At 69.1% G+C, this 23,808-nt stretch carries 25 protein-coding genes and 1 tRNA gene; 15 read left to right on the forward strand and 11 right to left on the reverse strand.

From position 1 onward, the window contains the following. Positions 1–11: 11 nt before the first annotated feature. Together KHP12_RS51360 and KHP12_RS51365 are read right to left on the reverse strand one after the other, a co-directional pair. Positions 12–188: a hypothetical protein gene (locus KHP12_RS51360; protein ID WP_244203178.1), complete on the reverse strand. Its 177-nt coding sequence runs from the start codon at positions 186–188 to the stop codon at positions 12–14. Next, positions 185–565, reverse strand: a complete 381-nt coding sequence (locus KHP12_RS51365; RefSeq protein ID WP_246643163.1) for a cyclase family protein — start codon at positions 563–565, stop codon at positions 185–187. Before KHP12_RS51365 ends, KHP12_RS51360 begins: the two co-directional genes overlap by 4 nt. On the opposite strand from KHP12_RS51365, the gene KHP12_RS27745 reads away from it, so the two are divergent. Together KHP12_RS27745 and KHP12_RS27750 are read left to right on the forward strand one after the other, a co-directional pair. Continuing rightward, positions 489–815 (forward strand): PIN domain-containing protein, encoded by a 327-nt coding sequence (locus tag KHP12_RS27745; protein ID WP_086884275.1) that lies wholly within the window; start codon positions 489–491, stop codon positions 813–815. The genes KHP12_RS51365 and KHP12_RS27745 overlap by 77 nt on opposite strands. 204 nt (positions 816–1,019) lie before the next feature. Beyond that, the gene (locus KHP12_RS27750; protein WP_246643162.1) at positions 1,020–1,778 is read left to right on the forward strand and encodes a hypothetical protein; all 759 of its coding nucleotides are present in this window, start codon (positions 1,020–1,022) and stop codon (positions 1,776–1,778) included. Positions 1,779–2,730: 952 nt separating this feature from the next. Here KHP12_RS27750 and KHP12_RS27755 read toward each other — a convergent pair. Both KHP12_RS27755 and KHP12_RS27760 read right to left on the reverse strand, forming a co-directional pair. Then, entirely contained in the window at positions 2,731–3,132 is a 402-nt protein-coding gene (locus KHP12_RS27755; RefSeq protein WP_086884274.1) for a PIN domain-containing protein, read from the reverse strand. After that, positions 3,129–3,377 (reverse strand): type II toxin-antitoxin system CcdA family antitoxin, encoded by a 249-nt coding sequence (locus KHP12_RS27760; RefSeq protein WP_086884273.1) that lies wholly within the window; start codon positions 3,375–3,377, stop codon positions 3,129–3,131. The genes KHP12_RS27755 and KHP12_RS27760 overlap by 4 nt, the downstream gene beginning before the upstream one ends. Before the next feature lie 358 nt (positions 3,378–3,735). Between KHP12_RS27760 and KHP12_RS27765 the strand changes: the two genes are divergently transcribed. Then, positions 3,736–3,996, forward strand: a complete 261-nt coding sequence (locus tag KHP12_RS27765; protein WP_086884284.1) for a ribbon-helix-helix domain-containing protein — start codon at positions 3,736–3,738, stop codon at positions 3,994–3,996. Further along, positions 3,993–4,436: a PIN domain-containing protein gene (locus tag KHP12_RS27770; protein WP_086884272.1), complete on the forward strand. Its 444-nt coding sequence runs from the start codon at positions 3,993–3,995 to the stop codon at positions 4,434–4,436. Before KHP12_RS27765 ends, KHP12_RS27770 begins: the two co-directional genes overlap by 4 nt. A 369-nt stretch (positions 4,437–4,805) precedes the next feature. On the opposite strand, the gene KHP12_RS27775 is transcribed toward KHP12_RS27770, so the two are convergent. The 3 genes from KHP12_RS27775 to KHP12_RS27785 all read right to left on the reverse strand — a co-directional run bounded on the left by KHP12_RS27775 (position 4,806) and on the right by KHP12_RS27785 (position 5,731). After that, positions 4,806–5,069, reverse strand: a complete 264-nt coding sequence (locus KHP12_RS27775; protein ID WP_086884271.1) for a hypothetical protein — start codon at positions 5,067–5,069, stop codon at positions 4,806–4,808. After that, entirely contained in the window at positions 5,066–5,419 is a 354-nt protein-coding gene (locus tag KHP12_RS27780) for a hypothetical protein (RefSeq protein WP_086884270.1), read from the reverse strand. The genes KHP12_RS27775 and KHP12_RS27780 overlap by 4 nt, the downstream gene beginning before the upstream one ends. A 238-nt stretch (positions 5,420–5,657) precedes the next feature. Further along, positions 5,658–5,731: transfer RNA gene (locus tag KHP12_RS27785), tRNA-Gly, on the reverse strand. 620 nt (positions 5,732–6,351) lie between these two features. Between KHP12_RS27785 and dcd the strand changes: the two genes are divergently transcribed. Further along, complete coding sequence (gene dcd / locus KHP12_RS27790; protein ID WP_037954192.1) at positions 6,352–6,927, forward strand: dCTP deaminase; 576 nt, start codon at positions 6,352–6,354, stop codon at positions 6,925–6,927. 5 nt (positions 6,928–6,932) lie between these two features. After that, positions 6,933–7,430, forward strand: coding sequence for a phosphoribosyltransferase (locus tag KHP12_RS27795; protein WP_211833867.1), 498 nt, complete (start codon positions 6,933–6,935; stop codon positions 7,428–7,430). A gap of 152 nt (positions 7,431–7,582) precedes the next feature. On the opposite strand, the gene KHP12_RS27800 is transcribed toward KHP12_RS27795, so the two are convergent. Together KHP12_RS27800 and KHP12_RS27805 are read right to left on the reverse strand one after the other, a co-directional pair. Continuing rightward, on the reverse strand, positions 7,583–8,539 hold the full coding sequence (locus tag KHP12_RS27800; RefSeq protein ID WP_107471809.1) for a Yip1 family protein: 957 nt from the start codon (positions 8,537–8,539) through the stop codon (positions 7,583–7,585). Between the two features lie 234 nt (positions 8,540–8,773). After that, positions 8,774–10,354: a VCBS repeat-containing protein gene (locus tag KHP12_RS27805; RefSeq protein WP_211833868.1), complete on the reverse strand. Its 1,581-nt coding sequence runs from the start codon at positions 10,352–10,354 to the stop codon at positions 8,774–8,776. A gap of 584 nt (positions 10,355–10,938) precedes the next feature. Here KHP12_RS27805 and KHP12_RS27810 point away from each other — a divergent pair. Then, complete coding sequence (locus KHP12_RS27810) at positions 10,939–11,202, forward strand: hypothetical protein (protein WP_211833869.1); 264 nt, start codon at positions 10,939–10,941, stop codon at positions 11,200–11,202. Between the two features lie 20 nt (positions 11,203–11,222). Beyond that, positions 11,223–14,246 (forward strand): SpoIIE family protein phosphatase, encoded by a 3,024-nt coding sequence (locus KHP12_RS51375; RefSeq protein ID WP_372455233.1) that lies wholly within the window; start codon positions 11,223–11,225, stop codon positions 14,244–14,246. 65 nt (positions 14,247–14,311) lie between these two features. Here KHP12_RS51375 and KHP12_RS27825 read toward each other — a convergent pair whose 3' ends face one another. Beyond that, on the reverse strand, positions 14,312–16,579 hold the full coding sequence (locus KHP12_RS27825) for a (Fe-S)-binding protein (RefSeq protein ID WP_211833870.1): 2,268 nt from the start codon (positions 16,577–16,579) through the stop codon (positions 14,312–14,314). Between the two features lie 311 nt (positions 16,580–16,890). Here KHP12_RS27825 and dnaK point away from each other — a divergent pair, with 311 nt between their 5' ends. The 6 genes from dnaK (at position 16,891) to KHP12_RS27855 (ending at position 22,273) form a co-directional block, all read left to right on the forward strand. Next, on the forward strand, positions 16,891–18,768 hold the full coding sequence (gene dnaK, locus KHP12_RS27830; protein WP_086883962.1) for a molecular chaperone DnaK: 1,878 nt from the start codon (positions 16,891–16,893) through the stop codon (positions 18,766–18,768). Continuing rightward, a complete protein-coding gene (gene grpE / locus KHP12_RS27835) occupies positions 18,765–19,421 on the forward strand; it encodes a nucleotide exchange factor GrpE (protein ID WP_086883961.1) in 657 nt (218 codons plus the stop codon). The genes dnaK and grpE overlap by 4 nt, the downstream gene beginning before the upstream one ends. A gap of 45 nt (positions 19,422–19,466) precedes the next feature. Next, positions 19,467–20,651 (forward strand): molecular chaperone DnaJ, encoded by a 1,185-nt coding sequence (gene dnaJ, locus KHP12_RS27840; RefSeq protein ID WP_086883960.1) that lies wholly within the window; start codon positions 19,467–19,469, stop codon positions 20,649–20,651. A gap of 1 nt (position 20,652) precedes the next feature. After that, the gene (locus KHP12_RS27845) at positions 20,653–21,126 is read left to right on the forward strand and encodes a heat shock protein transcriptional repressor HspR (protein ID WP_051573184.1); all 474 of its coding nucleotides are present in this window, start codon (positions 20,653–20,655) and stop codon (positions 21,124–21,126) included. 158 nt (positions 21,127–21,284) lie between these two features. Continuing rightward, positions 21,285–21,926: a Uma2 family endonuclease gene (locus tag KHP12_RS27850; RefSeq protein WP_086883959.1), complete on the forward strand. Its 642-nt coding sequence runs from the start codon at positions 21,285–21,287 to the stop codon at positions 21,924–21,926. A gap of 74 nt (positions 21,927–22,000) precedes the next feature. Next, on the forward strand, positions 22,001–22,273 hold the full coding sequence (locus tag KHP12_RS27855) for a hypothetical protein (protein WP_086883958.1): 273 nt from the start codon (positions 22,001–22,003) through the stop codon (positions 22,271–22,273). A 9-nt stretch (positions 22,274–22,282) separates the two neighbouring features. On the opposite strand, the gene KHP12_RS27860 is transcribed toward KHP12_RS27855, so the two are convergent. Further along, complete coding sequence (locus KHP12_RS27860; RefSeq protein WP_086883957.1) at positions 22,283–22,717, reverse strand: ATP-binding protein; 435 nt, start codon at positions 22,715–22,717, stop codon at positions 22,283–22,285. A 234-nt stretch (positions 22,718–22,951) separates the two neighbouring features. Between KHP12_RS27860 and KHP12_RS27865 the strand changes: the two genes are divergently transcribed. After that, on the forward strand, positions 22,952–23,803 hold the full coding sequence (locus KHP12_RS27865) for a helix-turn-helix domain-containing protein (protein WP_211833871.1): 852 nt from the start codon (positions 22,952–22,954) through the stop codon (positions 23,801–23,803). Positions 23,804–23,808: the final 5 nt, after the last annotated feature.

The following is a 23,808-nucleotide window of genomic DNA, read 5'->3' on the forward strand; positions in this document are numbered from 1 at the left end:
TGTCGTGTTCGTCAGGGCAGAGCGGTGGCGTTGGCGGGAGAGGCGACGCCGCCGGTGAGGTTGAGCGGCTTGACGGTCAGAAGGCTGGACCAGCGGCCGGTGGCCCGGCAGTCGGCCGTCAGAGCGGTCAGGTTCCACAGCTCACCCAACGGCAGGCCGAGCTTGGCGATCAGTTCCTGGTGCATCATGCCGCTGTCCTCGGGTGCGCTGGCGTGGAAGTCGCTCTCGGGCACCACGGGGAGGACTTCGACGGCGAAGTGTCCGTGGCCGGCAGCGCGATGCGGTGGTCCCAGCACCAGGCGACGAAGTCCCGGGATTGGACGAACCCGGTGGCGCGCCGCTCGGCGCGGACCGCGGCTCGTGCGCCGGGTTCGGCGGTGAGGTACCAGTGGGCCCAGCCGGTGTGGACGAGCACCAGATCGCCGGGCTCGAGACGGCAATGCTGTGCCTCGAGCGCCGCGCCGCGCCGCGCCGCGCCGCCGTCGCCGGTGCTGCTCGCCGAACTCGACCACGCAGCCACCCGGGAACTGGGCCGCGAGGCCGCGGTGAGCGCGATCGACGACATCCGGGGCTGGACGCGCCGCGGCCGGGTATCCGTACCCGAGATCACCGAAGCGCACCTCGGCAGAGCCCAGACCGTCCGATCCCGCTACCCGGCGCTCGACCTCGATCTCACCGACGTGGTGAACGTCGCGCTGGCGGCCGACTACGACACCGACGCGATCCTCACCCTGGACCGCCGGGACTTCCGCGCCGTACGCCCCCTCGGCCATCACAAGGCCTTCCGCGTCCTGCCCGGCGATCTGCCCGTCTGAACCCCGCGGCGTCGGAGGCGCCTACGGCGACTGGTGGCGGCTGGCGTGGTGCCGCGTAGTGCCGCCTCGGCGACGGTGGTGTCGATCGCGTATTCGTGCCTGTGGGAGATCTACTCAGTCCGCCCGCGGGCCGTCGAGTCCGCGGGGCCCGATAGAGTCCCGGCCATTGCATTGCGGCTGTTGTGCACGAGGGCGAGGCGTCTGATGGGACGAAAGATGTGGCTGGCGGATCCGGCCGAGCGGATCCAGTCCGGGCACACGGCGGACAAGGACAAGGGGAGCGGGCCGGAGGACGGCGCCTCGTACCGCGAGATACGGATGTGGGAGGCCCGCCAGGCGCCCGACGGGACCGACCTCGTACGGACCGTCGCCTATCCGGAGCGGCCGCTGCCTCCGGGCGGCCTGGACGAGTACCGGAAGGCACGTAAGCAGGGCAGCCGCTCCATCGTCCTGTGGGCCGACCCCCACCGGGAGCGGAAGCTGGCGACGGTGGTCACCAGGACGGCGTCCAAGGGCCGCCCGGCGACTTACGACGTGGTGGACGAGTCCGGGGCGCCGCTCGGCTCGATCGTCCGTGAACCGGCCGCGAGGGGCGGGCGGATCAGGACCCGCTGGACCGTACAGCAGACCGGCCGCCCAGCCGCCGTGGGCCACAAGGGGCACCCCTTCTGGTGGGTCGTGTGGTGGCTGATCTGGCCCGTCCAGCTGGCCCTCGCCTTCCTGAGCATCTTGGGGGGCGGCGCCGCGGCACGGACACCGCGGCACACGAAGTGGCGGATCGACGGCGAGACCGTCCTGGACTGGCACGACGGCGGCTACGAGTTCCAGCTGTCCCTCCTCGCGGACTGGTGGGACGAGCGGCTGGTCGCCGCCCTGGTCGCGCTGGAGGAGAGCCACGAGAGCCGGCTGGGCGACGCGTGGGACAACACCTCGCACGAGGAGTTTCATTTGGGTCGGCGATGACAGTTTCGTTCGGGTCGGCGATCGGACCAGAGGAAGATGCCGGCGCCGTCCCGCACCGGCGGCACGCGCCGCGGCGATTCCCGTACGGCCTCGGGCGCCACGTGCTCGGCGGCTCCGTGCTCCACCCCTCCAAGCCACGCCAGCCGGCCGCAAGCGAAACCGCCAAGGCCGATGCCGGCGGGAACTGACCCGACAATGGGTCGGCATAATCTGCATAATCCAGCAGCGCATTCAGTACCGAGCAGAAGCCGCGCTGACTCGTGGAGACGTAGACGTGGTCATCCACTCCATGAAGGACCTTCCTACCGCGAATCCACTCGGCCACCCTGCTACTACCTCCGCCTCCATAACGGTCATGCTTATAGACCGAGGGTCTCGGCAAGTGATCTGCTCGGGGCGGGGCAGTTGAGGTCGGCGGAGTGGGCTTGGGCGGTGACCTGTCCGCTTTGGGGTCGGGCATGGCCCAAGGCCGTACGCTGCTTGGCGACCTGGGCAGGCTTTGGACCTGCCTGCTTTGTGCGCGAGCGGCCCCCTGGCCTTGCCCGATGCGAGTCTTGGCCAAGGAGAGGTCCACGTCGTCACTGACTCGGTTGACGATGTGGTGGGCCTGGACGGCGTAGCCGCCCGCGAGGGCGTATCCGTAGTCCTTGGCGAGCGCGTCCAGGCCGATGCGGATCAGTTGGCGGTGCAGCTCGTCCACTAGGCGGCCGCTGTCGTGGCGCCCGGTTCGCGGAGCTCGGGGAAGCGGGTGACGGGAATCGAACCCGCGCTCTGAGCTTGGGAATCACGGGGTGATCGACACTGGTCATGCCGCTGACCAGCATGAACGAGTGCTGGCTGCGGGCTGGTGTGCCCGCCGCAGCACCCGTCATTGACCGCTGTCACCGCTCTATCTGGTGCGGATCTGGTGCGTCGTCCTCCACGCATCTGTCTGTCCTGAGGGGCCCGCGCCTCATAGGGCGATCAGTCGCACGCGGTCATTGCAGAGCTTGGCCATGTCGTCGGTGTCGGAGGTGAGTATGGCGACTGGGGACGGCTGGCGTAGTGCTGCCTCGGCGACGGTGGCGTCGAGCGCGTATTTGTGCCCGTGCAGTCCTGCTGATTTGAGTAGTTCGGCGGCAGCCTTAGCGGCCTGTTCGGTGACGGGTTCGACCTTGACGCGGGAGAGGGCCCAGTTCAGGTGTGGGAGGTTCACTCGCGAGTGGCTGACTTCGACGATGGTGTTGGCGCTGATGACGAGATCGGCTCCCATCCCGTGGAACACCTGGAACATCGCGAGAACTTTGCGGTCCTGGGCAACCCAGGCGGACAGTCCCTGGGAGTCCAGGACGACGGTCTCAAGATGTGTGCTCACGCGGCGTCCGTGCGGCCGGCACGGTCGGCGGCGCCGAAGATCTTGGCGCGGGCTTCGGTGAGCTCTTCGTCTGTGAAGGCACCTTGTTCCTCCTGATGGCGCCGCAGATCGTCGCCGAGGAGTTGGTGGCGGATCTGGCGGGCCACCGCTTCCGCCACGTAGCCGGACACGTTGTCCGTGAGCTTCCTCAGCTCGGCGACCTGCTCGGTGGGCAGGGTGACGGTGATGCGTGTTGTGGCGGACATGAGTCGAGCATACTCCAGTATGCGTTTGATCGAAGTCCGGCTGCGAACGGCTGTCCCCGTGAAAACCAAACAAGGACCAGGTCGCTGACCTGTGCCTTCGTCGTGGAGCGGGTGACGGGAATCGAACCCGCGCTCTGAGCTTGGGAATCACAGAGTGATGGGCGCGGAACCGCCTCTCACCTGCTGGAACGGGTGCAGTGCCGAGTCCCGTCGGGCTGGCCTCACACCGTGATTGACCCTGGTTCGCCGGTCCAGCGGGCACACATCGGGCACGGCCGAGACGGAGCGACCAGCGTGTTACGCCGAGGGGATCGAACGCTGGCATACACCAATTTGGTACATGTGTTACTCTAGGTACATGTCCATGAAGCGCACCAATGTCTATGCCGACCCGGAAGACCTCGCCATCATCAAGGAGGCCGCCAAGCGTCGCGGTATCAGTGAGGCCGAGATCATCCGGCAGGGCATCCATCTTGCCGCCATGGCCAATCGCGTGTGGGACGAGCCGTTGTTCTCCCGCACTTTCCCCGGCCCTGGGCGCACTCTTACCAAGGGCGAGGTGCGTGATGTCGTTGCTGACGCTGCCCAGCGCGAAACCGGTTCAGGAACTGCTGCGTGATCGTCGTCATCGCTGACACCTCCGGCCTGTTGGCAGCGCTCGATTCCACGCACCCGGAGCATGCCGCGGCGCAGGAGGCCATCATGGCTGCCGGGCTGCTCGTCATGTCGCCATTGCTGCTTGCTGAGCTCGACCACGTAGCCACCCGCGAACTGGGCCGCGAGGCCGTGGTGAGCGCGATCGACGACATCCGGGGCTGGATGCGCCGCGGCCGGGTATCCGTACCGGAGATTACTGAGGGCCACCTCGGCATCGCCCAGACCGTACGATCCCGCTACCTGGCGCTCGACCTGGATCTCACCGACGTGGTGAACGTCGCCCTGGCGGCCGACTACGACACCGACGCGATCCTCACCCTGGATCGCCGAGACTTCCGCGCTGTACGCCCCCTCGGCCATCACAAGGCCTTCCGCGTCCTGCCTGACGATCTACCCCTCTGAAGCCCCACACGCGCTGCGGAGGGCCTCGAAGGGCAGTCCGCCCTCTCCCGTGCGGAGTTGTCGAGCCGTGCAGGGTCGGTGTGTCCACTCGGTTGGAGAGGCGAGGCCTTCTGGCGCGGATCTGGTGTAAGACGCTTAGCGCGGTCTAGACAACAAACAAGGCCCGGGTCTGTGACCTGGGCCTTCGTCGTGGAGCGGGTGACGGGAATCGAACCCGCGCTCTGAGCTTGGGAATCACGTGGTGATCACGGCTGAGTTACCTGCTGACCAGCACAAACGAGGGCTGACGGCAAGCCGCCGACCTTTCGCAGTTCCCGGCATTGACCGCTGTTGACTGCCGTATCTGGTGCGCTTCTGGTGCGGGGGACGCTAGCCGAGCCATGTGATGCGGGTGATCACAACAAGTTCGAGCCGTTCCAGGGCCATGAACATGAAGAAGCCCCGCCCTCCGAAAATGTCCTGTGTCCGCAGACCTCCGCCGTGCGGGTTTCCGCGTCCGACGTCGACGGCGTCGCTGCCCAGGACCGTCAGCTGCTCAGCCAAGCGCTCTACCTCGGCCACGACTTCGTGCGGCAGGCCGCCTACGACATGCTCGGCATCGGGGTCGTAGTCCCAGGTCCAGTTATCGCTCACGCGGAGATCTCGCGCTGCGCCACGTCTGTGATCTGTCGCATCTCGGCGAGTGCGGAGTGCAGGGCCTCGCGGTCCGTTGCTTCTTCCGCTACGGCCTCCAGTTCACGCAGGCGGGCCGCTCGTGCGGGGTAGCGCTCGATGGCAACGAATTCTCCCCACCACAGCAGGAAGGTGCGCAGTGGAGCGATAGTGCTCTGAGTGGCGGCTTGTTCGACCGCGCGGTCGAGGTGTTCGGCGAAGGAAGGCAACTGGGCGGGGGCGATCTGGGCGACCGCTGCGCGGAGCGCTGCCGGAGTGAGCGCCGGCATGGGGATCAGGGGCCCGTCGGGGGCGGAGGGCTGCTCGGTCATCGGAACGTCTCCTGGGCGGCGGTCTGAGTGATCATCGTGAGCATGGCCGTTGTTGCGGACGCTGGGCCGAGCCTACGCCCGCGCCTCGTCCGCCACACAACACCCGACGCGTCTCGATCGCTTTGGCCCAAGTGTGATCGCGCTGTGCTGGGGCTTGGTGCGTCGCCGGGAGTCGCCGGAGACGCCAGCGGTCCAGGGCAACAAAGAAGCCCCGGGCCGCTGGCCTGGGGCTTTGTGCTGGAGCGGGTGACGGGAATCGAACCCGCGCTCTGAGCTTGGGAAGCTCATGTTCTACCATTAAACTACACCCGCGAGAGGCGCCCGATCTCTGGCGCCGCATCGTCGGACACTTTACCCCATGGCTGACCCCCGGCGCATTCGTCGTGGGGTCTTCGTGCTGTTTGCGGTCCGGGCGAGGGCATGGCGAGGCCAGGACGGAGCCAAGACGGTGCCAAGTCGGGGTTGAGGTCGGGTGGGGGCGGGGGTGTTTTGAGGGGGATTTGGTGTGGTTTTGGGGTGGATTTTCGGGGGTGTCCGTGGGGTGGAAGCGGCTGTTGGGGTGCGGGAGTTGGGCGTACGGTGGGGGTGCGGAGTGCCGTGTGGAGTGGTGGGTGGTTGATCCCCTAATGTGGCTTTTGTCGTCCACGCCGTCCACGTTCTTGGGGAAGGGACTCAATGGAGCGCACCGTCGTCCGTTGTGCTGAAGGGCATGTGTTCAGCACCTCCTCGTTCCCGATGCAGCACCTCACCGTCGATCGCATCGGCCCCGGCCGGTTGCTGCGGTGTCCGCGTTGCGCTCGGCTCCGGCACGCGGTGCCGGTGGGAGCCGATAAGCGGTGAGCGGTAGCTGATGAAGCCGCAGGGTGCGGGCCCGGTCCGGTGGGACCGGGCCTGTGCCGTGGGGGCGCCGGTGATGTGCGTATCCTCTTCGGGTGCTTCTCTCAGACAAGGACATCCGGGCCGAGATCGACGCCGGACGGGTGCGGATTGATCCGTACGATCCGGCGATGGTGCAGCCGTCGAGTATCGATGTAAGGCTGGACCGGTTCTTCCGGGTGTTCGAGAACCACCGCTATCCGCATATCGACCCGGCGGTGGAACAGCCCGATCTGACGCGGCTGGTGGAGCCCGAGGGTGAGGACGCGTTCATCCTGCACCCCGGGGAGTTCGTGCTCGCCTCGACGTACGAGGTCGTGACGCTGCCGGATGACATCGCCTCGCGGCTCGAGGGGAAGTCGAGTCTGGGGCGGCTGGGGCTGCTGACGCACTCCACGGCGGGGTTCATCGACCCGGGGTTCTCCGGGCATGTCACGCTCGAGCTGTCGAATGTCGCGACGCTGCCGATCAAGCTCTGGCCGGGGATGAAGATCGGGCAGCTGTGCATGTTCCGGCTGACCTCGCCCGCGGAGCATCCTTACGGTTCCGCCCGTTACGGCTCCCGCTATCAGGGGCAGCGCGGGCCGACGCCCTCGCGGTCGTTCCAGAGCTTCCACCGGACGAAGGTGTGAGCGGCGTGGGTGAGCAGCGCGAGAACCTTACGTACGAGCGGTTCGGGGCCGCGGTCCGCGAGCTGGCGGAGAAGATCGCCGGAGATGGCTATGAGCCGGACATAGTGCTCTCCATCGCCCGCGGCGGGGTCTTCGTGGCCGGTGGGCTGGCGTACGCGCTCGACTGCAAGAACATCCACCTGGTGAACGTGGAGTTCTACACGGGCGTTGGGACCACTTTGGACATGCCCGTGATGCTCGCGCCCGTGCCCAACGTGATCGACTTCTCCGACAAGAAGGTGCTGATCGCCGATGACGTGGCGGACACCGGCAAGACGCTGAAGCTGGTCCGGGACTTCTGCCTCGGCACGGTCGCCGAGGTGCGCAGCGCGGTGATCTACGAGAAGTCCCAGTCGCTCGTGAAGTGCGAGTACGTCTGGCAGCGTACCGATCAGTGGATCAACTTCCCGTGGAGCGTGGAACCGCCCGTGGTGCGGCGGGAGGGGCAAGTGCGGGACGCCTGACACCGAGCACGACCGCCTGACACGGGGCACGATGCCTGAGGTCCTGAGGCGCGATGCCTAAGACGCCTGAGGTCCCTGAGACGCCTGAGATGAGGGGCCCGCCGGTGCGGGCCCCTTGGTCATGCGGTCTGTGGTGCGGGCCCTACAGCGCCTTACAGCGTTCCCAGCTTCAGCAGGCTCAGCAGCGCGATCAGCTGGATCGCCGACGCGCCCAGCGCCTTCTGCCACGGCAGGTCGTGCGACTTGCTCACCATCGAGGTGAAGAGCGCGCCCGCCGCCAGCCAGGTCACCCAGCCCAGCACCTTCACCAGCGAGCTGTCCCCGCCCAGGAAGAGCGCGAACACCAGCCGCGGCGCGTCCGTGATCGACATGATCAGCATCGACAGACCGATGGTCGGCGCCCACGTGCCGTCGCCGCCCAGCTGGCGGGCGAGGGTGTGGGTGACGGCGCCCAGGATCAGTCCACTGATCACCATGGCGACGCCCGCGGTGAGCACCCACGGGATGCTGTTGGACATGGGGGCGTTGAGGACGTCCTTACGGGCGTCATCGAAGCTGAAGACCGCCAGCAGACCGTAGACGAAGGTCACGATCAGCGCCGGGCCCCACACCGCGTAGTCCCGCATCTGCCAGAAGGTGGCCGACGGGCGCAGCACGATGCCGCTCAGCAGCTGCTGCCAGTGCAGCCGGGGGCCGGCGGGCGGGGCCGTGGAGGAGCCTGCGCGGTACGTCTGCCCGCCGTAGCCGTCGTCGTACGAACCGGGGCCCTGGCCGTACGGGTCGTACGCGTCGGGCGCATCGCCGATGCTGAACTGCTGTGTATGGCCCGAGTTGTCGTCGGCGTACGTGCCGCCGCCCTGTCCGTACGGTCTCTGCCCCTGGCCGTAGCCTCCGGGGCCGGGGCCCTGCCCGGGCCCGGGGCCGTAGTGCGGGTCCTGGCCGCCGAAATACTCCGGCTCTCCCTGTGAGGAGGGCTGCTGCCACTGCGGCTGCTGCTGACCGCCGTACGGGGCGTTCTGTCCGTACGGCGGCTGCGGCGGCCGCTGCCGCTGCCCTTGTTGCGCGGAGTGGGAGTCCCGTCCGCGTCCGATCCTGAATCCAGCCACCATTCGAACGTACCCGGTCGTAGCGGGCCGGGTACGGGAGCTGTGGGAGCGGACCGGGCATTGCGGCCGAGCTGTGACATCCCTTAGGGGGTCCCTTATGGGTTTTCCCCCAGTGGGGGAGTGGGGAGCGCCGGTGTGTCCGACCGGCCCTCGCCCGCCTTGGCCCGCGTCCTGGTCCTTGTCCGCGTTCTAGTCCGCGCCCTAGTCCTAGTCCGCGCCCTAGTCCTTGTCCGCGCCCTAGTCCTTGTCCGCCGCGAACGGCTTGCTGCTGAAGGCCGTCTTGTCCGCCGTGCCGTCCGTGATCCACCACCACTCGGGACGTTCGCCGTACCGCGAGAAGGCCAGACCGGGGCCCCACGCCAGGACGACCTCATCCTTACCGTCGTGATCGAAGTCCGCGACGCCGTAGAGCCGGGCCGCGCGCTCGTCCTTACGGATGGTCTTGCCGTCCACGGCGGCGGGTGCCGCGCGGGTCAGCAGATGCCGCCGGGTGACGCGGGTCGTCGCGGGGTGGGAGCCGCGCAGGGTGAGCAGCTCGACGCCGCCCCGCCCGAGCGAGACGGCCAGTTCATCGGTGCCGTCCCCGTCCGTGTCGGCGGCGGCCAGGGTGCCCGACATCCCGGGCACCTTGAGGGGGCGCGGAACCGAACCGGACGTCTGCGCCGCCCCCTTGTGGTAGATGCTCACCGTCTTGCCGACGTCCGGCCGTTCCGTCTCCACACCCGGCTCGTCGTCACGGGTGCCGCTGTCGCCGACCGCGACATCGCGGCGGCCGTCGCCGTCGAAGTCGCCGAAGGCGATCGAGTTGCCCTCGCGCAGCCCGCGGCTCGTGTGGCTGAGGCCGTGGGACCCGGCGGTGAGGAGGGCGGAGCCGGACTGGTCGTTGTCGTTGACCGCGTGCACCACCAGATCGGTGGCGCGGTGGCCGTCGGCGGTGTCCGCGATGGTGTCGGCGATGAGATCGCCGATTTCGCCGTGGCCCTCCAGCGGGCTCGCGTACGGCACGGTCCGGGCGGCCTTGCCCGCCCGGTTGAACGGCCCGTACAGCACCAGCAGCGAGTGCCGGTCCGCGCGGACCAGGGCCAGGTCGTGGTGGCCGTCGCCGTTGAAGTCGCCGACGGTGGGGCGCTGGGCGTCCACGCCGTCGTCCGGGCCGGTCAGCTGGACGCGGGCGGCGGAGCGGGTGCGGTGGGGGCCGCCGGGGCCGCCCCAGGAGATGTAGGGGACGGTCCGGACGGTGGCCTGGGTGCGCTCGGTCTCCTGCTTGCCGAGCGCCTCGCCCGCCGTCGTGGTGACGTCGGCGTAGCCGTCGCCGTCGAGGTCGGCCGTGGCCACCTCGGTCGCGCCCGCGACGGTGACGTCCTTGGACGGCAGCCCGAGGTCGCGGTGGCGGAGCACGGTCCGGGTGGCGGGATTCAGGCCGTGGGACGAGCCGTGGACGAAGGCGATCCGGCTGGGCAGCCCCCCTTTGCCGGACGGGACGGGGACGCGCAGATCGGGGTAGCCGTCGCCGTTGACGTCATCCGGCAGCCGGCTGCCCTTGCCGTGGGGGACGGGCGCGGTCGCGGTGGGGGTGATGACGGACCCGGCGGCGGAGTCGTCGCGCCGGCCCCCGGCGCCGTCGTCGGGGCCGCAGGCGGTGAGCAGCAGCGCCAGACAGGCCGTACCGGCGGCGACGGAAGCGGTGACGGAAGTGACGGCAGAGGCGGAGGCTGAGGCGGTGGAGGCGCGGCGGACGCGGGGGATGCGGGGGAGGGAGCGGCGTCGGGGGCCCGGGACGCGGCCGGGTGGTGCTGTGGGGGGAGGTGCTGGCGTCATCGGCCCACCTCAACCCATCAGGGCGACTGAGGCAACCCATCAGGGCGGCTGAGACCAAGGGGCACGGCACTTCGTTACGAAGGGTGATGCCTGGTGCTCCCGCCGACCGCCGTTTGGTGATCTTCCGGATGATGCGGGATCGATCAGTCTGCTTGACTGTAAAGATGACCTTTGGAGCACAAGGGCCGTCCAGGACATTTACGGATGCCGTGTTGGGCATGATCCTGTAGGGAATTCGCAACGTCGTTGTGAGAAGGGATGCTTCACGGCCAGTATCGGTACGTCCGGCGCGGGAACTTTGATGCGGAAAAGCGGGGGCAACCATGTGCTTAACGCACGGTGGGCGGATGACGGGTGAGGCGACGAGACCGGTGAAAGAGGGCGCGGGCGGGGTGTAGTCGCGATGTCGGACGGGAGTGCGCGGCCGGCGGCGGAGGATGCCGCTCGCCCACCGCTGAGCGAGGGTGCTAGAAATAGCGACATGGCCGGACTTTTCGGTCGACCACGGGTTCCGCTGGCCCGCACGATGACCGACTGGCGCCCACGCGGTCGGCGTGAGGGGCCCCATTCGGCATGGGAGCGACGTGGGCGGCGCGTTCAGCAGGACACGCAGGACCACCAGGACCGACAGGACCCGCGAGACCAGCAAGGTCAGCGAGACCAGCAAGGTCGGCGAGACCCGCGAGACCAGCAAGGTCAGCGAGACGAGCGAGGTCAGCAAGGCCAGCGAGACGAGCAAGGTCAGCGCGATCAGTGGGATCAGCGCGATCAAGCCGATCCGCATGGCTCGCCGGCCCCCATTGCCCGCTGGGGCCCGCAGGGTCGGCAGAGCACGTACGCCCAGCTGAGCCCGCATGGCCGGCCGCCGGTGCGCACCGGCTGGAGCGGCCGCGGACCGGGCCCCGGATCCGGCCCCGGATCCGGCCCCGGCTCCGGCGGCGGTCCCGGCGCGCCCACCGGCCGCGGCTATGGGCAGCGGTCCCGCTGGCACCCGGGGCGCGGGGTGCGCACCGTGGCCGGCCAGGTCTTCGTCCTACAGGTCGGCGTCGTGCTGCTGCTGGTCGTGGCCGCCGTAGTGGCCCTCGTCCTCCAGTCCCGCTACGACAGCGAGCGGGAGGCCCGTAACCGCTCCATGGCGGTCGCCGAGAGCTTCGCGAACGCGCCGGGCATGGTGAGCGCGCTGCGCGGCCGCGATCCCAGCGCCGTGCTCCAGCCGCTCGCCGAGCGGGCCCGTAAGGGCTCCGGCGTCGACTTCGTCGTGGCCATGACGCCGCAGGGGATCCGCTACACCCACCCCAACCCCGCCCGGATCGGCAAGCACTTCATGGGCAGCATCCGCCCGGCGGCCGAGGGCCGGACGGTCCAGGAGACCTTCACCGGCACCCTCGGCCTGTCCGTACGGTCCGTGGTGCCCGTCAAGGACGCCCAGGGGAAGGTCGTCGGCCTGGTCGCGGCCGGTATCACGATCAAGAAGGTGAGCGGCGCGGCCGACCACCAGATGCCGCTGCTGTTCGGCGCGGCGGCGGCCGCCCTGGCGCTCGCCACGGCGGGCACGGCCCTGGTGAGCAGGCGGCTGCGGCGCCAGACCCACGGGCTGGACCCGTCCGAGATGACGCGGATGTACGAGCACCACGACGCGGTGCTGCACTCGGTGCGCGAGGGCGTGCTGATCGTCGGCGGCGACGGACGGCTGGTGCTGGCCAACGACGAGGCGCGCCGGCTCTTCGACCTCCCGTCGGACGCCGAGGGCCGTCTGGTGTCCGAGCTCGGCTTCGATCCGCACACCGCCGCGCTGCTGGCGTCCGGGCGCCCCGCCACCGACGAGGTCCATACGGCCGGTGAGCGGCTGCTGTCCGTCAGCCACCGCCCCACCGACCGCGACGGCGGCCCGCCCGGCAGCGTCGCCACCCTGCGCGACACCACGGAGCTGCGCGCGCTGTCCGGCAAGGTCGACCTCGCGCGCAACCGGCTCAAGCTGCTGTACGACGCGGGCGTCTCCATCGGCACCACGCTGGACGTGGTGCGCACCGCCCAGGAGCTGGCGGAGTACGCGGTGGCCCGGTTCGCCGACTACGTCTCGGTGGACCTCGCGGACTCGGTGCTGCGCGGCGAGGAGCCCCCGGACGGGGTGTCGGGTCTCAGCGAGTCCCCGGACGGGGTGTCGGGCCTCAGCGAGCCCCCGGACGGGGTCCCGGGCCTCAGCGAGCCCCCGGACGGGGTCCCGGGCCTCAGCGACCCCCCGGACGGGGTCCCGGGCCTCAGCGACCCCCCGGACGGGGTCCCGGGCCTCAGCGAGCCCCCGGACGCGGGCTCGTGGGCCGCCGTGGCGGCCGCGGACGGCGGCCGTACGGTGCTGCGCCGTACGGCCCTCAGTGGCATCCGGGACGACGGCCCGCTCTACCCGCTCGGCATGCTGATCGAGTTCGGCCCGAGCGCGCCCCAGGCCCGGGGCTTCCGCAGTGGAGCGGTCACGGTCGAGCCGGTCCTGGGCGACTTCGGCGGCTGGCAGGAGCAGGACCCCGAGCACGCCCGCCGGATCGTGGACTACGGCATCCACTCGATGATCACGGTCCCGCTGCGGGCCCGGGGCGTCGTCCTGGGCGTGGCCAGCTTCATGCGCGCGGAGAAGCCGGAGCCCTTCGAGGAGGACGATGTCTCCCTCGCGGAGGAGCTGGTCACCCGGGCCGCCGTGAGCATCGACAACGCCCGCCGCTACACCCGCGAGCACACCATGGCGGTGACCCTCCAGCGCAGTCTGCTGCCCCGGATGCTGCCGGAGCAGAACGCGCTGGATGTGGCGTACCGCTATCTGCCGGCGGAGTCGGGGGTCGGGGGCGACTGGTTCGACGTCATCCCGTTGCCCGGGGCGCGGGTGGCGCTGGTGGTGGGGGACGTGGTCGGGCATGGTCTGCACGCGGCGGCGACGATGGGGCGGCTGCGGACGGCGGTGCACAACTTCTCCACGCTCGACCTGCCGCCCGACGAGATCCTCTCCCACCTCGATGACCTGATCGCCCGGATCGACCAGGACGAGGGCCCTGGCGGGCTGGACGGCGACGGCGGCGGTGGCGGTGGCGGTGGCGGTGGCGGTGAGGGCATCACGGGGGCCACGTGTCTGTACGCGATCTACGATCCGGTGACGCGGCGCTGCACGATGGCGCGGGCCGGTCATCCGCCGCCCGCGCTGGTGCGTCCGGACGGCTCGGTGGAGTTCCTGGAACTTCCCGCGGGACCGCCGCTGGGCCTGGGCGGGCTGCCGTTCGAGACGGCGGAGCTGGAGCTGCCCGAGGGCAGCCATCTGGTGCTCTACACGGACGGGCTGATCGAGAAGCGCGACCGGGACATCGAAACGGGTCTGGAGATGCTGCGCGGCGCCCTTGCCCACCCCGGCCGGACGCCTGAGGACGCCTGTACGGCGGTGCTGGACGCGCTGCTGCCCGATCGCCCGAGCGATGACATCGCGCTCATCGTGGCCCGTACGAGGGTGCTGGAGCCCGGTCTGACCGCCGACTGGGAGGTGCCGTCCGATCCGGCGCAGGTGGCCGAGGTGCGTGCCGCGGTGGCCCGGAAGCTCGCGGAGTGGGATCTGGGCGACGTCGCGTTCACGACCGAGCTCATCCTCAGCGAGCTGATCACCAACGCGATCCGCTACGCGACCGGCCCGATCCGGGTGCGGCTGCTCTGCGACCGCAGCCTGATCTGCGAGGTCTTCGACACCAGCAGCACCTCCCCGCATCTGCGGTACGCGGGGACGACGGACGAGGGCGGCCGGGGGCTCTTCCTGGTCTCGCAGTTCGCCGACCGCTGGGGCACCCGCTACACCGCGGACGGCAAGGTCATCTGGACCGAGCAGACGCTGCCGCTGTCGAAGCACGGCAGGCCGAGGCCGTAGACGTACGAAGCGAGGCCCGCCCGCGCAGTGCGCGGGCGGGCCTCGTCATGGTCGACACGGGGGCGTCACTTCACCGGCGTGGGCTCCGGGGCCTCGGCCGACTCGCCGTCGCCCTCCGGCTCGGCGGGGGTCTTCACCGAGTCGAGGAGCAGCTGCGCCACATCCACGACCTGGAGCTCCTCCTTCACCACGCCGTCGTTCTTCTTGCCGTTGACGGAGTCGGTGAGCATCACCAGGCAGAACGGGCAGGCGGTGGAGACGATGTCCGGGTTGAGGGACAGCGCCTCGTCCACGCGCTCGTTGTTGATGCGCTTGCCGATCCGCTCCTCCATCCACATCCGGGCGCCGCCCGCGCCACAGCAGAAGCCGCGCTCCTTGTGGCGGTGCATCTCCTCGTTCCGCAGCCCCGGCACCTTGGCGATGATCTCGCGCGGCGGGGTGTAGACCTTGTTGTGGCGGCCCAGGTAGCAGGGGTCGTGGTAGGTGATCAGACCCTCGACCGGGGTGACCGGGATCAGCTTGCCCTCGTCGATGAGGTGCTGGAGCAGCTGGGTGTGGTGGATGACCTCGAACTCGCCGCCCAGCTGCGGGTATTCGTTGGCGATCGTGTTGAAGCAGTGCGGGCAGGTGGCGACGATCTTCTTCGCCGACTTCGGCTTCTTGGACGACTCGTCTTCATCGTCCTCGCCGAAGGCCATGTTCAGCATCTCGACGTTCTGCTGGCCGAGCTGCTGGAAGAGGAACTCATTGCCCAGCCGGCGGGCGGAGTCACCGGTGCACGCCTCGTCGCCGCCCATGATCGCGAACTTGACGCCCGCGATGTGCAGCAGCTCCGCGAAGGCCTTGGTGGTCTTCTTGGCCCGGTCCTCCAGGGCGCCCGCGCAGCCGACCCAGTAAAGGTAGTCGACCTCGGTGAGGTCCTCGATGTCCTTGCCGACGACCGGCACCTCGAAGTCGACTTCCTTGGTCCACGCCAGCCGCTGCTTCTTGGCCAGCCCCCAGGGGTTGCCCTTCTTCTCCAGGTTCTTGAGCATCGTGCCCGCCTCGGACGGGAACGAGGACTCGATCATCACCTGGTAGCGGCGCATGTCCACGATGTGGTCGACGTGCTCGATGTCCACCGGGCACTGCTCGACGCACGCCCCGCAAGTGGTGCAGGACCACAGCACGTCCGGGTCGATGACGCCGTTCTCCTCGAGCGTGCCGATCAGCGGCCGCTCGGCCTCCGCGAGCGCGGACGCGGGCACCTCGGCGAGCTGCTCCTCGCTCGCCTTCTCCTCGCCCTCGGCCGTCTTGCCGCCACCGGCGAGCAGATACGGGGCCTTGGCGTGGCTGTGGTCGCGCAGCGACATGATCAGCAGCTTGGGCGAGAGCGGCTTGCCGGTGTTCCAGGCGGGGCACTGCGACTGGCAGCGGCCGCATTCGGTGCAGGTGGAGAAGTCGAGGATGCCCTTCCAGGAGAAGTGCTCGATCTGCGAGACGCCGAACTGGGCGTCCTCGTCCGGGTCCTCGAAGTCGATCGGCTTGCCCTCGCTCACCATCGGCTGGAGCGCGCCGAGCGCCACCTCGCCGCTGGACTCCCGCTTGAACCAGATGTTGGGGAAGGCGAGGAAGCGGTGCCAGGCGATGCTCATGTCGAGGTTGGTGCTGACCGTGATCATCCAGATCATGGTCGTGCCCAGCTTGATCATCGCGAAGAAGTAGGTCAGGTTCTGCACCGTGTCCACGCTGAGCCCGTCGAAGAGCTGGACCAGCGGATACGAGGCGAAGTACGCGGGCTCGTAATGGTCTACGTGGTGCAGCGCGCCCTCGGTGCCGCGCAGCGCCATGATCGCGAGGCCGATGATGAGGATGACGTACTCGACGAAGTACGCCTGCCAGGCGGTGGAGCCCGTGAACCGGGACTTGCGCCCGGCCCGGCTGGGCAGGTTCAGCAGCCGGATCACCATCAGCGTCAGGATGCCCAGGGTGGTCATCGTGCCGATGAACTCGATGTACAGCTCGTAGGGGAGGAAGCCGCCGAGGACCGGCAGCGTCCAGTCCGCCTGGAAGAGCTGGCCATAGGCGTTGATGATGGTCGGTGGCAGGGTCAGGAAGCCGATCGCCACGAACCAGTGGGCGACGCCGATGACGCCCCACTTGTTCATGCGCGTGTGCGCGAGGAACTCGCGGACCAGGGTCACGCTGCGCTGCCAGGGATTGTCGGTCCTGACCCCCGCCGGGACCGGCGCGCCGAGCTTGAAGAAGCGCACGAACTGTGCGACGGCCCGGCCGAGCAGGGCAACGCCGACCGCGGTGAGGACCAGCGACACGATGATCGCGGCGAGTTGCATAAGGGGCTCCTCGAACCTGCGAGAGCTGGATTACTAAGCAGTACTTGATTACTAAGCAGTAACTTAATGTGGCTTGACCGAGATTACCCGCCCGGACGGGCGCCCATGTAGTCGACGAGCCGGTGATCTGTGTCGCTCATTTGGCCCCTACCCTCCCTCACTTGGCCCCTCCTCTCCCGCTTCCACGCCCGCTTGGGCATAAGCCTCATATAAAACTTGAGCCCTGTCGACTCAGGTCTGTTGACAGCGGCAGAGCGGCTGATGCACGCTTGAGCCTGTTCCACTCAATGCTGTAGCTGGAGGATCCCGAAATGGCACGTGCGGTCGGCATCGACCTGGGTACGACGAACTCCGTCGTCAGTGTTCTCGAAGGCGGTGAGCCCACCGTCATCACCAACGCCGAGGGCGCCAGGACCACGCCGTCCGTTGTGGCGTTCGCGAAGAACGGCGAGGTGCTGGTCGGCGAGGTCGCCAAGCGCCAGGCGGTGACCAACGTGGACCGCACCGTCCGCTCGGTCAAGCGCCACATGGGCACCGACTGGAAGATCAACCTCGACGGCAAGGACTTCAACCCGCAGCAGATGAGCGCCTTCATCCTGCAGAAGCTCAAGCGGGATGCGGAGTCGTACCTCGGCGAGAAGGTCACGGACGCGGTCATCACCGTCCCGGCGTACTTCAACGACGCCGAGCGCCAGGCGACCAAGGAAGCCGGTGAGATCGCGGGCCTCAACGTCCTGCGTATCGTCAACGAGCCTACTGCCGCCGCGCTCGCCTACGGGCTGGAGAAGGACGACCAGACCATTCTGGTCTTCGACCTCGGTGGCGGCACCTTCGACGTCTCGCTGCTGGAGATCGGCGACGGAGTGGTGGAGGTCAAGGCCACCAACGGTGACAACCACCTCGGTGGTGACGACTGGGACCAGCGTGTCGTCGACTACCTGGTCAAGCAGTTCAACAACGGCCACGGCGTCGACCTGTCCAAGGACAAGATGGCCCTTCAGCGCCTCCGCGAGGCCGCTGAGAAGGCGAAGATCGAGCTCTCCAGCTCGTCCGAGACCACCATCAACCTGCCCTACATCACGGCGTCCGCCGAGGGCCCGCTGCACCTGGACGAGAAGCTCACCCGCGCCCAGTTCCAGCAGCTCACCTCCGACCTGCTGGAGCGCTGCAAGACCCCGTTCCACAACGTCATCAAGGACGCGGGCATCTCGCTGTCCGAGATCGACCACGTGGTCCTGGTCGGTGGCTCGACCCGTATGCCCGCCGTCGCCGAGCTCGTCAAGGAGCTGACCGGCGGCAAGGAGGCCAACAAGGGCGTCAACCCGGACGAGGTCGTCGCCATCGGCGCCTCCCTCCAGGCCGGTGTCCTCAAGGGTGAGGTCAAGGACGTCCTGCTGCTGGACGTCACCCCGCTGTCCCTCGGTATCGAGACCAAGGGCGGCATCATGACCAAGCTGATCGAGCGCAACACGACCATTCCGACCAAGCGCTCGGAGATCTTCACCACGGCCGAGGACAACCAGCCGTCCGTGCAGATCCAGGTCTACCAGGGCGAGCGCGAGATCGCGGCGTACAACAAGAAGCTCGGGATGTTCGAGCTGACCGGCCTGCCCCCGGCCCCGCGCGGCGTGCCGCAGATCGAGGTCACCTTCGACATCGACGCCAACGGCATCATGCACGTCGGCGCGAAGGACCTCGGCACCGGCAAGGAGCAGAAGATGACCGTCACCGGCGGCTCCGCGCTGCCGAAGGACGACATCGACCGCATGATGCGCGAGGCCGAGCAGTACGCGGAGGAGGACCACAAGCGCCGCGAGGCCGCCGAGACCCGCAACCAGGCCGAGCAGCTGGTCTACCAGACGGACAAGTTCCTCAAGGACAACGAGGACAAGGTCCCGGGCGAGGTCAAGACCGAGGTCGAGGAGGCCCTCACCGAGCTTAAGGAGAAGCTCAAGGGCGAGGACACCGCCGAGATCCGCACCGCGACCGAGAAGGTCGCCGCGGTCAGCCAGAAGCTGGGCCAGGCCATGTACGCCAACACTGAGGCGGGCGCGGCCGACGCCGGTGCCGCCGGCGCCGACGGTGCGGCGGGTGCCGCGGGCGGCCAGGCCAAGGCCGATGACGATGTGGTGGACGCCGAGATCGTCGACGACGACAAGGCCGACAAGGGTCAGGGTGGTGCCGCGTGACGGAGGAGACCCCGGGCTTCGAGGAGCAGCCCGATGTCCCCTCCGAAGCCGCGAAGACCCCTGATGACGCGGCGAAGGGCGCCGGGTCCGCCGACAAGGCGGGCCCGGCGGCCCCGGCCGGGGACCTCGAGCAGGTAGCCCTTCAGGCACAGCTGGACCAGGTCCGTACCGCGCTCAATGAGCGGACGGCCGACCTCCAGCGGCTCCAGGCGGAGTACCAGAACTATCGGCGCCGGGTCGAGCGGGACCGGGTGACGGTCAAGGAGATCGCGGTCGCGAGCCTCCTGTCCGAGCTGCTGCCCGTGCTCGACGACATCGGCCGCGCCCGTGACCACGGCGAGCTCGTCGGCGGCTTCAAGTCGGTGGGCGACTCCGTGGAAGCGGTGGTGGCCAAGCTGGGCCTCCAGCAGTTCGGCAAGGAGGGCGAGCCCTTCGACCCGCTGATCCACGAGGCCCTGATGCACTCGTACGCGCCGGATGTCACCGAGACCACGTGCGTGCAGATTCTCCAGCCGGGGTATCGAATCGGCGAGCGCACGATCCGCCCGGCGCGGGTCGCCGTCGCCGAGCCCCAGCCGGGCGCCGCCGCCGGCAAGGGCGAAGGCGAGACCGCGGCGCCGGACGAGGAGAGCGGTGGCCCGGAAGAGGGCTGACGTGACGGTGACCGCGAGAGCAGCAGGAGAGGAGGGACGTCGGGGATGAGCACCAAGGACTTCGTGGAGAAGGACTACTACAAAGTTCTCGGCGTCCCCAAGGACGCCACCGAGGCGGAGATCAAGAAGGCGTACCGGAAGCTCGCCCGCGAGTACCACCCGGACGCCAACAAGGGCGACGCCAAGGCGGAGGACCGGTTCAAGGAGATCTCCGAGGCCAATGACATCCTCGGGGATCCCAAGCGGCGCAAGGAGTACGACGAGGCCCGCGCGCTGTTCGGCAACGGGGGCTTCCGCCCCGGGCCGGGCGGACCGGGTGGCACCGGCAGCTTCAACTTCGACCTGGGCGACCTCTTCGGCGGCGGCGCGCAGGGCGGCGGCGGTGGCGGCGCCGGCGGCTTCGGCGGCGGGCTCGGGGATGTCTTCGGCGGGCTGTTCGGCCGCGGCGGCACCACCCGCGCCCAGCCGCGCCGGGGCCAGGACATCGAGTCCGAGGTGACGCTCAGCTTCACCGAGGCCGTCGAGGGGGCCACGGTCCCGCTGCGGATGTCCAGCCAGGCCCCGTGCAAGGCGTGCTCGGGCACCGGCGACCGGGACGGCACCCCGCGGGTCTGCCCGACCTGTGTCGGCACCGGCCAGGTCAGCCGGGGCGGCGGGGGCGGCTTCTCGCTCACCGACCCGTGCGTGGAGTGCCGCGGCCGCGGGCTGATCGCGCAGAACCCGTGCGAGACCTGCAAGGGCAGCGGACGGGCCCGTTCCGCCCGCACCATGCAGGTCCGGATCCCCGCGGGGGTCAGCGACGGCCAGCGGATCCGGCTGCGCGGCAAGGGCGCCCCGGGCGAGACCGGCGGCCCGGCCGGCGATCTGTACGTGGTCGTGCATGTGGACCCGCATCCGGTCTTCGGCCGCAAGGACGACAACCTGACCGTCACCGTGCCCGTCACCCTTCCCGAGGCGGCGCTCGGCGGCGAGATCAAGGTCCCGACCCTGGGCGGCCCGCCGGTCACCCTGAAGCTGCCGCCCGGCACGCCCAACGGACGGACCATGCGCGCCCGGGGCAAGGGCGCGGTGCGCAAGGACGGCACCCGCGGGGACCTGCTGGTCACCGTCGAGGTCACGGTGCCGAAGGACCTGAGCGACCCGGCGCGTGACGCGCTGGAGTCGTATCGCGAGGCGACCGTGGGAGAGGACCCACGGGCGGAGCTGTTCAAGGCCGCGAAGGGAGCATGAGATGGACGGCCGAGGAGGATTCGGAGGCAGGGGCGCCGGCCGACCCCGTAACCCCTATGAGCTGACCGAGGATTCGCCGGTCTACGTCATCTCGGTGGCCGCCCAGCTCTCCGGGCTGCACCCGCAGACCCTGCGTCAGTACGACCGCCTCGGCCTGGTCTCCCCCGACCGTACCGCCGGCCGCGGCCGGCGGTACTCCGCGCGCGACATCCAGCTGCTCCGCCAGGTCCAGCAGCTGTCCCAGGACGAGGGCATCAACCTCGCCGGGATCAAGCGCATCATCGAACTGGAGAACCAGGTCGCGGCCCTCCAGTCCCGGGTCGCCGAGCTCCAGGCCGCGGTCGAGGGCGCCGCGACGGCCATGCAGCAGCGCGAGGCCCAGGTCCACGCCTCCTACCGCCGCGACCTGGTCCGCTACCAGGACGTCCAGCAGAGCAGCGCCCTGGTGGTCTGGCGCCCCAAGCGCCCGGAGTAGCGCCCGGACCGTTTCTTCCGTTTCCAAACTCATCCGATCGAGTGGCCCGGCGACCGAATCCCAGGTCGTCGGGCCTTTCGTATCTCTAGCGTGAGGCCGTTGCCTGCCTGTGCCACGAGGGCACTCTTGGCCCACACTTGAGGAGGAGGTGCTGCGCCATGACCGCACTCGCCCATGAGGCGCCTACGACGACGGAGGTGCCCGAGGCCATGTCCCCGATCTCGCTCGATGAGGCCCTGTGGCAGGCGTGGAAGTCCCTGGAACTCCCCGAGGGCTTTCGCGCGGAGATTGTCGAGGGGTTCATCGAGGTGTCGCCAACCGGACGTTCCAGCCATGCCCGCATCATCAACCGGCTGCGGCGGCTGCTCGAGAAGTACCTGGAAGACGGCGATTACGCGGTCCACCACGACTGGAATGTCATCCACGGCCTGAAGGCATGGGTGCCGGATCTGTTCGTCGCGCCCCAGGAGGACGAGGAGTTCGTCACCGAGGACGGCCTCGGCTTCGCCGCCTCCGCCGTGAAGCTCGTCGTCGAAGTGGTCTCCCCCGGCCACGAGAACCAGCAGCGCGACCGGGTGCGCAAGCGCCGTGCCTACGCAGGGGCCGGGATCCCCGTCTACGTCCTGATCGACGACCACGACAACCACGGCACCGTCACCGTGCTGACCTCCCCCTCCCCGGACGAGGGGACGTACGCCGCCGAGACCCGTGTCCCGTACGGCACCGTGGTGGAGATTCCGGAGGGCCCGGCGAAGGGCTTCGGGATCACGGAGGAGATCACCGGCCCGCGCCAGGGGTGACCGGGCCGGGATGAGTTCCGGGCCGCTGGAGTGTCCTATCTGCTGAACGGAGCATTCCACCGCAGGAGACCCCGATGCACGCAGCCCTCGTCACCCTCACGATCGACCCGGCCCAGGCCTCTGCGGCTGCCGCCGCGCTCATGAACGACATCTTGCCCAAGCTCACCGCCGCACCAGGCTTCGTCTCCGGCCAGTGGCTGGAGCCCGTGGACGGTCGGGGCCTGTCGATCCTGACCTTCGAGGACGAGGAGCGGGCCCGCGCCGCCGCCCCGCTGCTGGGCGCCTCGGCCCCCGGCGTCACCATCGAGTCCGTCGAGTTCCGCCGCGTCGCCCTCACGGCGCCCTGACCGTACGGTCTACGCCCACGCGGCGGGCGGCGTTCTGGTGATCTCGCACCAGACGACCTTGGACGCGGGCCCCCACCGCTCACCCGTCAGCGGGTAGTGGCTCCACCGGTCGGCGAGCAGCCGCAGCAAGTGCAGCCCGCGCCCACTCTCGCCGCCCGCCGTGAGCGGGCGGAGGCCGGGTGGGGCCACGCTGGAGTCCCACACGGTCATCCGCAACGTCTCGGCGGACCACTTCAGCCGCAGATCGGCCTCGCCGCCCGCGTGCACGAGGGCGTTGGTGAGCATCTCGCTCGCCAACAGCTCGGCACGCTCGACCAGTTCGGGTAGCTCATGAGCGGTGAGGGCGGTACGGAGGGAGGCTCTGGCCACGCCGACGGCCCGGGGGTCGTGCGGGATGTGGAGGCAGTACTCGAACGGGGCGACGGGTGGCGTGACGAGGGGCATAGGGGCCTCCTGCTGGCGCGATGGGACGGGCCGACCGGTGTCAATGCCGCCGCCCTGCGTTTGCGGGCATGACGGTGCGCTTCCGGCTGGCCGGTTGCTTCGTTGGGTGAGCAGTGCGATACGTAACGTAGGGTGCTACCTAGTAACGGTGCAACCTAGTCCGGCAAGTTCGCCCGAATGGGTCGAGTCATGGCATCGTGGCGCCGCAGATGTTGAGTCACAGGGAGTACATGCATGCCGCCGAGGAGTAATCCCACCGCTCGACAGGAGCGCCTTGGTGCAGAGCTGCGAAAGATGCGGGAGCGTGCGGGTATGACCGCGCGGGAGGCTGCTGGGCGCCTCGGCGTGAGCCCCATGCAGATGAGTCACATGGAGGTCGGCCGTATCGGCGTCAGTGCGGAGCGGCTGCGCACGCTGGCTGATCACTACTGCTGTGCGGACCGCGCGTTGGTGGATGCGCTGGCCGCAATGGCGACGGAGCGGGTCCGTGGCTGGTGGGAGGATTACCGCGGCACGCTTGCCCCGATGTCTCTGGACCTCGCGGCAATGGAGTGGCACTCCCGGCGTATGCGAGCCCTGCAAGTGGTGCACATCCCGGGCTTGCTCCAAGTGGAGCCGTACATGCGGGCTCTGTTCACCTACGCGCGTTTGAACCACGCTTCGGACCACCTTGAGGCGGTCATCGACTTCCGCTTGAGGCGCCGGAATGTGCTGGAGCGAGACGACCCGCCGGAGTTCACGGCGATCATCCACGAAGCCGCGCTACTGATGAGGGTCGGTGACCGCAAGGCGGCCCGTGAACAGCTGGAGCACATCCTGGAGACCTCCGAACTCCCGGGCGTCACCGTATGTGTGGTTCCCTTCTCTGCCGAAGGGTTCGCGGGTATGGGGTACGCAATGACGTACGCGGCAGGTCCGGTGCCTCAGCTGGACACGGCGCAGATCGATCACTTCCATGGCATCGACTTCCTTCACGCCGAGGCGCAACTGGAGCACTACCGGGCCCTTCTGCGTACCGTTGAGTCGTCTGCGATGAGTGCCGAGGACTCGCGAGCCTTCATCCACCGCATCGCACGAGAGCTGTAAGGGGC

Origin of the sequence: Streptomyces asiaticus, assembly GCF_018138715.1 — a bacterium.
In the GTDB taxonomy this organism is placed as follows: Bacteria; Actinomycetota; Actinomycetes; order Streptomycetales; family Streptomycetaceae; genus Streptomyces; species Streptomyces asiaticus.